This window comes from Escherichia sp. E4930 (genome assembly GCF_005845405.1).
Classification (GTDB): domain Bacteria; phylum Pseudomonadota; class Gammaproteobacteria; order Enterobacterales; family Enterobacteriaceae; genus Escherichia.
In genome coordinates, this window is record NZ_VCDZ01000019.1 from 32,951 (window position 1) to 43,202 (window position 10,252).

Below are 10,252 nucleotides of genomic sequence, written 5' to 3' on the forward strand. Positions count from 1 at the left end.
ATTTAATGGATACATCTCTGTCAGACCCTATTTCGGCTGAACGCCCCTGTGGCCCGGATCTGGAATATGATCCGGAATACCTGCTGCTGTTCACCCGCGCTACACCGCGTGAAGAAGCGCAATATGGCGATTTTGTCAGTACGCCGGAAACCATTAACTGGGCAGAACTCGAGCGAGACGCTCGCCGCCTGCTAACACGAAGCAAAGATATTCGAATCCTGGTGATTCTACTGCGCTGCCGTATCCAGCAGGCCGGAGCCAGAGGACTGGCGGAGGTACTCACGCAACTCGAAACGCTGTGCAGCTTGTACCCGGATACCATCCATCCGCAACTGCTTGCAACTGAAGATATCACCGCCGAAGATGCGGCAGTGGCGCGCAGCAACGCACTATCGGCGTTGCTGGACCACGAAGGCGTAATGGCGGATATACGAGGCATTACGCTGTCAAATAATGCCGCTTTGCGCCTCCAGGTACGAGATGTGGAACGCTCGTTGTCTGCATCACGCCCGGCGGATGCCCTGGCGCCGGAATCGGTACGTCAGCAATTGGCCGATCTGGAAGCTCGCGGTGTACTGCCGCTAGACGCTTTTCGCCAGGCCGCTGAAAACACTGAGCGACTGCAACGCCATGCGCGTAAAATGCTGAATGACCATGCTCCGGACTTTTCGCGGCTTACGCAACTGCTGACCCTGTTACCGGGAGCGGTGCAATCAACCACGCCAGAGATCCCATCACAGGAAACATTGGTTATTCATCCGGAGCATGTCTCCATCAATAATACTGAAACGACACAGGCAGAATATGTTGCACCACTCGAAGATATACCTGCTGAAAAGACCGGAAAGGTCTGCGCAGAACAAAGGCAAATCAGCGACCGGAACGATGCACTGGAACGTTTGAGAGTTATACGTCGCTGGTTTGAGTATAGTGAGCCGAGCAGTCCGACTATTCCCTTGTTGCGTCAGGCAGAGCGTCTGGTCGGAAAACGCTTCTCGGAAGTAATAAATGAAATTCCAGCAGAATTACTGGAGAAATGGGATGCGTTGGAATAACAGAAATGGCCAGAATTTATAATAGCTGGTCATTATATGATGTGACAGTTTTTTAGATTATATCTATTTGCCTTCAGGGGTGACAAACTCTCCTGAAGGCAAAAACGACGAAAGCCTGAATCATTACTGACTCAGGCTTTCTGAATATTGGCGGAACGGACGGGACTCGAACCCGCGACCCCCTGCGTGACAGGCAGGTATTCTAACCGACTGAACTACCGCTCCGTGTTGTGTTCCTTTGGGAACGAGGCGAATATTACGGATTGCCTCAGCCTTCGTCAACGATTTTTCTCATCTTTTGAATCGTTTGCTGCAAAAATCGCCCAAGTCGCTATTTTTAGCGCCTTTCACAGGTATTTATGCCCGCCAGAGGCAGCTTCCGCCCTTCTTCTGCACCAGATCGAGACGGGCTTCATGTGCTGCAAGCTCTTCATCTGTCGCAAAAACAACGCGTAACTTACTTGTCTGACGTACAATGCGCTGAATTGTTGCTTCACCTTGCTGCTGTTGTGCCTCTCCTTCCATCGCAAAAGCCATCGACGTTTGACCACCGGTCATCGCCAGATAAACTTCCGCAAGGATCTGGGCATCGAGTAATGCCCCGTGCAGCGTTCGTTTACTGTTATCTATTTCGTAGCGAGCACATAACGCATCGAGGCTGTTGCGCTTACCGGGAAACATTTTCCTCGCCACCGCAAGGCTATCGGTGACCTTACAGAAGGTATTGGTCTTCGGAATATCGCGCTTAAGCAACGAAAACTCGTAGTCCATAAAGCCGATATCAAACGCTGCGTTATGGATCACCAACTCCGCGCCGCGGATATAGTCCATGAACTCATCGGCTACTTCGGCAAACGTGGGCTTATCGAGCAAAAATTCATCGGCAATACCATGTACGCCAAAGGCTTCCGGATCCACCAGCCGATCGGGTTTGAGATAAACATGGAAGTTATTGCCCGTCAGTCGACGGTTCACCACTTCAACGGCACCAATCTCAATGATCTTGTGGCCTTCATAGTGCGCGCCAATCTGGTTCATACCGGTGGTTTCGGTATCGAGAACGATCTGGCGTGTAATTGCAGTGCTCATAGCGGTCATTTATGTCAGACTTGTCGTTTTACAGTTCGATTCAATTACAGGAAGTCTACCAGAGATGCTTAAACAGGTAGAAATTTTCACCGATGGTTCGTGTCTGGGTAATCCAGGACCTGGGGGTTACGGCGCTATTTTACGCTATCGTGGACGCGAAAAAACTTTTAGCGCTGGCTACACCCGCACCACCAACAACCGTATGGAGTTGATGGCCGCTATTGTCGCGCTGGAAGCGTTAAAAGAACACTGTGAAGTCATTCTGAGTACCGACAGCCAGTATGTCCGCCAGGGGATCACCCAGTGGATCCATAACTGGAAAAAACGTGGCTGGAAAACAGCAGACAAAAAACCAGTAAAAAATGTCGATCTCTGGCAACGTCTTGATGCTGCGTTGGGGCAGCATCAAATCAAATGGGAATGGGTAAAAGGCCATGCAGGTCATCCAGAAAACGAACGTTGCGATGAACTGGCTCGTGCCGCGGCAATGAATCCCACACTGGAAGATACGGGCTACCAAGTCGAAGTTTAAGCCTGTGGTTTACGAAATTGCCGGGTGGCGCCGACCGCCTGGCGAATTCGCGGTTTGTTTTTGCTCTGTTTCATCGGGTTGAGCGTTAAAGGAATAGTCCGTTTCCGGGCAACGATAAGTTGTAAGCAACCAAGCGCAGGAATATGCGCGCTCAATAGTTTTCCACCATGTTTATTCCACGGGAGAACGTGGAAACGGCTGGCGTGTAGCACTTCAAAATTCAACAAAGAGAGCCAGTCCAGTTGCCGCATTAGGGTAAACATCCGGCTGTTATAAGGCGATGTTTTTCGCAAGACTGGCACAAGTTTACGTAATCCCATTAAACTGATGGGATTGAAGCCACTAATGACCAGCCAGCCATCATCAATCAATACCCGATCGGCTTCACGCAACAAACGATGCGGATCGGTGCACCATGGCAACGTATGCGCCAGTAAACAAACATCGACGGATTTATCGGCAAAAGGAAGATGAAGTGGGTCCGCCTGCACCTGTACGGGCATTCCTTGCGCAGAAACATTCACTTGATGAGAAACCGCGCACGCTTCGCAATTGATTTCTGCGCTTAAATTGCCAATCTTAAGCAGATGAAAACCATACATTTTTGTGAACCATGGGTTGAGCTGGCGCTCCAGCGCCTTGCGATAAAGCTCTCCCCAGGGCAAATCGCCCCAGCAATCAGGAGCCACGACTGTTTGAGGGTTCCTTGCCGGTTTCATCACAACCTTCCGTTTCACACTGAGAGGTAATATATGAATCTTAACAGTATTCCTGCCTTTGATGACAATTACATCTGGGTTTTGAATGATGAAGCAGGCCGTTGCCTGATTGTCGATCCTGGAGAAGCGGAGCCGGTAGTAAAGGCCATTGCCGCCAATAACTGGCAACCGGAGGCCATATTTCTCACCCACCATCACCACGATCATGTTGGCGGCGTAAAAGAACTGGTGGAAAAGTTTCCGCAAATTGTGGTCTACGGTCCACAAGAGACACAAAATAAGGGAACAACGCAGGTAGTCAAAGATGGTGATACTGCCTTCGTTTTGGGGCATGAATTTAGTGTAATTGCTACACCAGGTCACACTTTAGGACACATCTGTTACTTCAGCAATCCTTATCTATTTTGCGGTGATACTCTTTTCTCTGGTGGCTGCGGGCGATTATTTGAAGGTACAGCTTCTCAAATGTATCAATCACTTAAAAAATTAAGTGCTCTACCTGACGATACACTGGTATGTTGTGCTCATGAATATACTTTATCAAATATGAAGTTTGCCTTGAGTATTCTTCCGCACGATTTGTCCATAAATGATTATTATCGTAAAGTTATTGAGTTACGGGCAAAAAATCAAATTACACTCCCCGTTACTCTCAAAAATGAGCGGAAAATTAATGTTTTTTTAAGAACAGAAGATATTGATTTAATTAATGTAATTAATAAAGAAACATTATTGCAACAACCTGATGAGCGTTTTGCCTGGTTAAGGTCAAAGAAAGATAGATTCTGATAAAACTTTCTTGTCATCGGCTTCGTTCGCCGTTATGATCGGTCGTCTTTTAAGCAACTATTGACACACACATGAAGGCAAAAGCGATATTACTCGCCTCTGTCCTGCTCGTGGGTTGCCAGAGTACCGGTAACGTCCAACAGCACGCACAGAGCCTTTCTGCAGCTGGTCAAGGGGAAGCAGCAAAGTTTACAAGTCAGGCACGATGGATGGACGATGGGACGTCTATCGCGCCAGATGGTGACTTGTGGGCTTTCATTGGCGACGAGCTAAAGATGGGAATTCCGGAAAATGACCGGATTCGCGAACAGAAACAGAAATATTTACGCAATAAGAGCTATCTCCACGATGTAACTTTACGGGCAGAGCCGTATATGTACTGGATAGCCGGGCAAGTTAAAAAACGTAACATGCCTATGGAACTGGTACTACTACCCATAGTGGAGAGCGCTTTTGATCCTCACGCGACGTCTGGCGCCAATGCCGCAGGCATCTGGCAGATCATTCCGAGCACGGGGCGCAATTATGGTTTGAAACAGACCCGCAATTATGACGCGCGTCGCGATGTTGTTGCTTCAACGACAGCCGCGCTGAACATGATGCAACGTCTGAACAAGATGTTTGACGGCGACTGGCTTTTGACCGTAGCGGCTTATAATAGCGGCGAAGGTCGGGTCATGAAGGCAATTAAAACGAACAAAGCACGTGGGAAATCCACGGACTTTTGGTCGTTACCGTTGCCGCAGGAAACGAAGCAGTACGTGCCTAAAATGCTGGCATTGAGTGATATTCTCAAAAACAGCAAACGTTATGGCGTACGTCTGCCGACGACCGATGAAAGCCGTGCTCTGGCGCGTGTACACCTGAGTAGCCCGGTTGATATGGCGAAGGTTGCAGATATGGCGGGAATTTCCGTCAGCAAGCTGAAGACATTCAACGCTGGCGTGAAAGGCTCCACGCTGGGCGCAAGTGGCCCGCAGTACGTGATGGTGCCAAAGAAGCATGCAGATCAACTGCGTGAATCTCTGGCTTCCGGCGAAATTGCTGCTGTACAGTCGACACTGGTTGCCGACAATACGCCGCTTAACAGTCGTGTTTACACCGTTCGTTCTGGCGACACGCTTTCAAGTATCGCTTCACGTCTCGGCGTAAGCACCAAAGATTTGCAGCAGTGGAATAAACTGCGCGGATCTAAGCTGAAACCAGGCCAAAGTCTGACGATTGGCGCAGGTAGTAGCGCACAGCGGCTGGCAAACAACAGCGATAGCATTACGTATCGTGTGCGCAAAGGCGATTCGCTTTCAAGCATTGCTAAACGCCACGGCGTGAACATCAAAGATGTGATGCGCTGGAACAGCGACACTGCGAATCTGCAACCAGGCGATAAGCTGACGTTGTTTGTGAAAAACAACAACATGCCAGATTCCTGACAAACCAGATAATAAAAAGGCACCGATTCCCCCGGTGCCTTTTTTATTTATGCCGCTTTATGTGCTTCTACCATGATGATATCACTGGTGAAAGAGCCGTCATTCTGCAAGGCAAAATACGTTCTCACCTCTGTCGATGCGCTCTGTTGGTAAATGCGAATAGCGTCTACTAACGCTTCTGGCGTACGCATTCTCGCGACCCATGAAGAAAATTCCAGCGGTAACTTATCTGTAATTAAATTATCAACTATCAGATTGGCTTCATTGATTAACCTCAACCACTCACCGCTGGCGTAGTTTCGTACGTGAGAGGTATCCCGTAATGCTTCTACCGTCTGTAACCAGATGTCGCGCACTGGGTGACCCGGAGACATTACGTCCATCACAATCAGCCTACCGCTGGGTTTCAATATCCGATTCACTTCACGTAGTGCTGCACCAACATCATGCCAGTGATGGGCAGAATAACGGCTGATAACAATATCAAATGCGTTATCGGCAAATGGCAGACTTTCGGCATATCCCTGGCGGGTGGCGATATTTTTCAGGTGCCGGGCTTCAGCAGCTTGTGCCACGACATCCAGCATTTGGGCAGATAAGTCATACGCCACTACCGCGCTCACGTTTTGCGCAGCGACAAAGCTGGCATGCCCTGCTCCGCAGCCCATATCAAGTACACTTGCATCAGGATAATCAGCCAGACGCACCGCCAGGTGCTGTAAGTCTCGCCCGGATGCATGTACGGTACTGGTTAAATACTCACTGGCCTGCGAGCTAAACTGCTTTTCTACGTGGTCATGGTGGGATTGTGTTGTCATTGCGCTGTCCTTTTGTTGTTTGAGTATAAAGGGCAGCGCCAAACGTTGGTCTGCCCTGTGGCAGACCTGACATACCTTATTTATCAGGCTTGCCGGGACTGAATTCAACGAGTAGCGGATTGTGATCGGAAGCGCGCGTAACCAGTACAGAAGCTTCGCTGACGTTCAGACCACGGTAGAAAACAAAATCGAGCGGGCGACCAAACGCCCGACGGCGCTGATCATCGGTAAAACGCACCTGGCGCAGCGACATTTCCCGCGCAAAGCGATATAACGCGTTCATCCTTCTACGGCTCCAGGCATTGAAATCTCCCGCCATAATGACCGGGCCGCTGTGATGGGCAATCTGATCGCCAATAGGAAGCAACTGCTTACTGTAAACATCTACGCCCAGACTAAAGTTGACGGCGTGAATATTGACGACCATCAACAGGCGGGTATCAGGTAATGGGTAGACCGTCACCAGCGCTGATTTCGCCAGACGTAAAATAGGTTCACGTTCACGTAACGGGCAGCAATAAATGGGATGCGCCGCCGAAAGGGTCATGACACCGGAAGGATGCTGCGGCAGCACGAAAGCGGGTACCTGATCGGCAGCAAGATAGTTAGCAGTCGCAAACTGTACTAACTCTGGCGTTGTTTGCGCTTCCTGTAATAAAACCAGATGTGCATCTTTGCCGTAGTTCTTTAATACCGACAACCATTCAGCACGTTGCTGTTTGTATATGTTCCACACCAGGATCCGAATACGCTCTTCGGTACTTAACGGTTCTCCGGGCGGTAATGCCTGGCCAATGCTCGCAAAAGACCCCGGCGGTAAAATCCTTTCCGCAGGTTGTCCGGCAACATAGCGCATGGCATAGGTGTTTTTTCGCACTTTTGACTTTGAAACCTCGATTACGTCACCCCTTCCGCATTCAGGAGGGTTCTACTGTTATAGGGATTTTAGCTCACTCTTTCAACGAGCAATTGTATATTGTTATGTAAGCAAGTGCTTACACCGGTCAGAATTTTGCTCATTATTGAGAACATTTAATCGGATGACATATCACGCATCCTGATGGTTTAATGACAAATAAATTCAAAATATCTCTTCTATTTTGCAACAGGAGCAAAAATGAAAGCCACGTCGGAAGAACTCGCCATTTTTGTTTCGGTCGTCGAAAGCGGCAGCTTTAGCCGGGCAGCGGAACAATTAGGGCAAGCAAACTCAGCGGTAAGCCGGGCGGTGAAAAAGCTGGAGATGAAACTAGGCGTTAGCCTGCTTAATCGGACCACGCGACAACTTAGTCTGACGGAAGAAGGCGAGCGTTATTTTCGTCGCGTACAGTCAATTTTGCAGGAGATGGCTGCGGCAGAATCAGAAATTATGGAGACGCGTAATACACCGCGTGGACTGTTACGGATCGATGCCGCGACGCCAGTGGTGCTGCACTTTCTGATGCCGTTGATTAAGCCTTTCCGTGAACGCTATCCGGAAGTCACTTTATCGCTAGTCTCCTCCGAAACGATTATTAATTTGATCGAAAGAAAAGTAGATGTCGCGATACGCGCCGGTACGTTAACGGATTCCAGCTTACGTGCCAGGCCGTTATTTAACAGTTATCGAAAAATTATCGCCTCCCCTGATTATATTTCCCGCTACGGGAAGCCAGAAACGATCGACGATTTAAAGCAACATGTTTGTCTTGGATTCACTGAACCCGCTTCCCTCAATACCTGGCCGATAGCCTGTAGTGATGGACAATTACATGAGGTGAAGTACGGTTTGTCATCCAATAGTGGGGAAACACTGAAACAGCTTTGCCTGAGTGGCAACGGGATTGCGTGTTTGTCCGACTACATGATCGACAGAGAAATCGCTCGCGGAGAATTGGTGGAGTTAATGGCAGATAAAGTGTTGCCAGTTGAAATGCCATTCAGTGCAGTCTATTACAGCGACCGTGCGGTAAGTACGCGCATCCGGGCTTTTATCGATTTCCTTAGCGAGCATGTAAAAACAGCTCCCGGAGGAGCTGTCAGAGAGACTTAATCCCATTCAGGAGCCAGACCTTCCGGGCTAACCAGGCGGTCGTTGCAATCCAGTGCGGCGATCGCTTTTTTATCTTCGGCATCAAGCTGTAAATTTTGTGCCTTAAGATTACTCTCCAGGTTTTCACGTTTAGTAGAAGAAGGAATTACGGAGTAACCTTCCCCCATCGCCCACGTCAGAATCACTTGTGCCGGGGTCGCATTGTGTTTAGCTGCAATACGAGCAATAACCTCATCTTTCAGTGCCTTACCATAAGCCAGCGTCATATAGGAAGTGATATGAATGCCGTGCTGTTTGGCCCAATCAACCACTTTACGGTTTTGCAGATAAGGAGAGAGTTCAATCTGGTTGGTGGCGATGTTTTCAGCGCCAACAGCAGCAATCGCTTTTTCCATCAATGGGATCGTGAAGTTGGAAATACCGATCTCACGCGTCAGCCCTTGTTTTTTGGCTTCCAGCAGCGCCTGCATAAACTCTTCAACAGAGACTTCATCGTTTGGTGACGGCCAGTGGATTAGCGTCAGATCAACATAATCGGTACGCAATTTTTGCAGGCTTTCTTTCAGGCTCGGGATCAATTTGTCTTTGCTGAGATTTTCAATCCAGATTTTAGTGGTGATGTAGAGTTCATGACGTGGCACGCCACTTTCTGCAATCGCCTGACCTACGGCAGCTTCGTTATCATAGATTTGTGCGGTATCAATTGCGCGATAACCAAGTTCTAGCGCCGTTTTCACAGATGAAATAACAACGTCGTCTTTGAGACGGAAAGTACCTAAACCAAATGCAGGGATAGCCATAATATGCCTCTTTTAATGATATTTTCGTTAACTAAGGTGATTATGGGCTTCAGACTGTTGCGGAAAAAGAGCGTAAAACGCAGAGGATTTTTGCGATTTTGGCAATAATAGAAATACAGACGAAAAAAAACTCGAGCAATAACTCGAGGCTTCTTAATAAGTGGCGGAACGGACGGGACTCGAACCCGCGACCCCCTGCGTGACAGGCAGGTATTCTAACCGACTGAACTACCGCTCCACCAAATTCTTTTACAACCACCGGTTTTATGACCGGCTTACTGCTTTATTTGATGCCTGGCAGTTCCCTACTCTCGCATGGGGAGACCCCACACTACCATCGGCGCTACGGCGTTTCACTTCTGAGTTCGGCATGGGGTCAGGTGGGACCACCGCGCTACGGCCGCCAGGCAAATTCTGTTTTATTAACCCGCTTACGCCGGTTAATCTAATCTGTTATCAAGCTTACTTATCGATGTCTCTTCCGCCAAAACATCTTCGGCGTTGTAAGGTTAAGCCTCACGGTTCATTAGTACCGGTTAGCTCAACGCATCGCTGCGCTTACACACCCGGCCTATCAACGTCGTCGTCTTCAACGTTCCTTCAGGAGACTTAAAGTCTCAGGGAGAACTCATCTCGGGGCAAGTTTCGTGCTTAGATGCTTTCAGCACTTATCTCTTCCGCATTTAGCTACCGGGCAGTGCCATTGGCATGACAACCCGAACACCAGTGATGCGTCCACTCCGGTCCTCTCGTACTAGGAGCAGCCCCCCTCAGTTCTCCAGCGCCCACGGCAGATAGGGACCGAACTGTCTCACGACGTTCTAAACCCAGCTCGCGTACCACTTTAAATGGCGAACAGCCATACCCTTGGGACCTACTTCAGCCCCAGGATGTGATGAGCCGACATCGAGGTGCCAAACACCGCCGTCGATATGAACTCTTGGGCGGTATCAGCCTGTTATCCCCGGAGTACCTTTTATCCGTTGAG

10 protein-coding genes, 2 tRNA genes and 2 rRNA genes are annotated in these 10,252 nt (G+C 49.1%); 5 read left to right on the plus strand and 9 right to left on the minus strand.

Features of this window, described 5'->3' with window-relative positions:
* The first annotated feature begins 5 nt into the window (after window positions 1-5).
* A complete protein-coding gene (locus FFT88_RS19560; protein ID WP_135403853.1) occupies window positions 6-1,055 on the plus strand; it encodes a type VI secretion system ImpA family N-terminal domain-containing protein in 1,050 nt (349 codons plus the stop codon).
* Window positions 1,056-1,203: 148 nt separating this feature from the next.
* Here FFT88_RS19560 and FFT88_RS19565 read toward each other — a convergent pair.
* Window positions 1,204-1,280 (minus strand) — tRNA-Asp (locus FFT88_RS19565).
* Between the two features lie 132 nt (window positions 1,281-1,412).
* The gene (dnaQ, locus tag FFT88_RS19570) at window positions 1,413-2,144 is read right to left on the minus strand and encodes a DNA polymerase III subunit epsilon (RefSeq protein ID WP_135403854.1); all 732 of its coding nucleotides are present in this window, start codon (window positions 2,142-2,144) and stop codon (window positions 1,413-1,415) included.
* A 64-nt stretch (window positions 2,145-2,208) separates the two neighbouring features.
* Here dnaQ and rnhA point away from each other — a divergent pair, with 64 nt between their 5' ends.
* Window positions 2,209-2,676, plus strand: coding sequence for a ribonuclease HI (gene rnhA / locus FFT88_RS19575; protein WP_000917883.1), 468 nt, complete (start codon window positions 2,209-2,211; stop codon window positions 2,674-2,676).
* On the opposite strand, the gene FFT88_RS19580 is transcribed toward rnhA, so the two are convergent.
* Complete coding sequence (locus FFT88_RS19580) at window positions 2,673-3,395, minus strand: class I SAM-dependent methyltransferase (RefSeq protein WP_130224088.1); 723 nt, start codon at window positions 3,393-3,395, stop codon at window positions 2,673-2,675. The two genes, rnhA and FFT88_RS19580, sit on opposite strands and share 4 nt — an antisense overlap.
* Before the next feature lie 33 nt (window positions 3,396-3,428).
* On the opposite strand from FFT88_RS19580, the gene gloB reads away from it, so the two are divergent.
* Together gloB and mltD are read left to right on the plus strand one after the other, a co-directional pair.
* Window positions 3,429-4,184: a hydroxyacylglutathione hydrolase gene (gloB, locus tag FFT88_RS19585; protein WP_135403855.1), complete on the plus strand. Its 756-nt coding sequence runs from the start codon at window positions 3,429-3,431 to the stop codon at window positions 4,182-4,184.
* A gap of 71 nt (window positions 4,185-4,255) precedes the next feature.
* Window positions 4,256-5,614, plus strand: coding sequence for a murein transglycosylase D (gene mltD, locus FFT88_RS19590; RefSeq protein WP_032320646.1), 1,359 nt, complete (start codon window positions 4,256-4,258; stop codon window positions 5,612-5,614).
* Between the two features lie 47 nt (window positions 5,615-5,661).
* Here mltD and FFT88_RS19595 read toward each other — a convergent pair whose 3' ends face one another.
* Together FFT88_RS19595 and FFT88_RS19600 are read right to left on the minus strand one after the other, a co-directional pair.
* Window positions 5,662-6,432, minus strand: a complete 771-nt coding sequence (locus FFT88_RS19595) for a class I SAM-dependent methyltransferase (protein WP_135403856.1) — start codon at window positions 6,430-6,432, stop codon at window positions 5,662-5,664.
* A 76-nt stretch (window positions 6,433-6,508) separates the two neighbouring features.
* A complete protein-coding gene (locus FFT88_RS19600; RefSeq protein WP_089628352.1) occupies window positions 6,509-7,309 on the minus strand; it encodes an endonuclease/exonuclease/phosphatase family protein in 801 nt (266 codons plus the stop codon).
* A 240-nt stretch (window positions 7,310-7,549) separates the two neighbouring features.
* Here FFT88_RS19600 and yafC point away from each other — a divergent pair, with 240 nt between their 5' ends.
* Window positions 7,550-8,464, plus strand: coding sequence for a DNA-binding transcriptional regulator YafC (gene yafC, locus FFT88_RS19605; protein WP_021576977.1), 915 nt, complete (start codon window positions 7,550-7,552; stop codon window positions 8,462-8,464).
* Here the strand turns inward: yafC and dkgB are convergent.
* From dkgB to FFT88_RS19625, 4 genes are all read right to left on the minus strand, one after another.
* Entirely contained in the window at window positions 8,461-9,264 is an 804-nt protein-coding gene (dkgB, locus tag FFT88_RS19610) for a 2,5-didehydrogluconate reductase DkgB (RefSeq protein ID WP_135403857.1), read from the minus strand. The genes yafC and dkgB overlap by 4 nt on opposite strands.
* Before the next feature lie 161 nt (window positions 9,265-9,425).
* Window positions 9,426-9,502, minus strand: a tRNA-Asp gene (locus FFT88_RS19615).
* Window positions 9,503-9,556: 54 nt separating this feature from the next.
* Window positions 9,557-9,672 (minus strand): 5S ribosomal RNA (rrf, locus tag FFT88_RS19620).
* Window positions 9,673-9,769: 97 nt separating this feature from the next.
* Window positions 9,770-10,252: ribosomal RNA gene (locus FFT88_RS19625) — 23S ribosomal RNA — on the minus strand; the annotation flags it as partial.

Bases quoted from the DNA above. Each gene is read 5' to 3' on its own strand.
- FFT88_RS19560 (WP_135403853.1), top strand. From the start codon at position 6: ATGGATACATCTCTGTCAGACCCTATTTCGGCTGAACGCCCCTGTGGC.
- dnaQ (WP_135403854.1), bottom strand. From the start codon at position 2,144: ATGAGCACTGCAATTACACGCCAGATCGTTCTCGATACCGAAACCACC.
- rnhA (WP_000917883.1), top strand. From the start codon at position 2,209: ATGCTTAAACAGGTAGAAATTTTCACCGATGGTTCGTGTCTGGGTAAT.
- FFT88_RS19580 (WP_130224088.1), bottom strand. From the start codon at position 3,395: ATGAAACCGGCAAGGAACCCTCAAACAGTCGTGGCTCCTGATTGCTGG.
- gloB (WP_135403855.1), top strand. From the start codon at position 3,429: ATGAATCTTAACAGTATTCCTGCCTTTGATGACAATTACATCTGGGTT.
- mltD (WP_032320646.1), top strand. From the start codon at position 4,256: ATGAAGGCAAAAGCGATATTACTCGCCTCTGTCCTGCTCGTGGGTTGC.
- FFT88_RS19595 (WP_135403856.1), bottom strand. From the start codon at position 6,432: ATGACAACACAATCCCACCATGACCACGTAGAAAAGCAGTTTAGCTCG.
- yafC (WP_021576977.1), top strand. From the start codon at position 7,550: ATGAAAGCCACGTCGGAAGAACTCGCCATTTTTGTTTCGGTCGTCGAA.
- dkgB (WP_135403857.1), bottom strand. From the start codon at position 9,264: ATGGCTATCCCTGCATTTGGTTTAGGTACTTTCCGTCTCAAAGACGAC.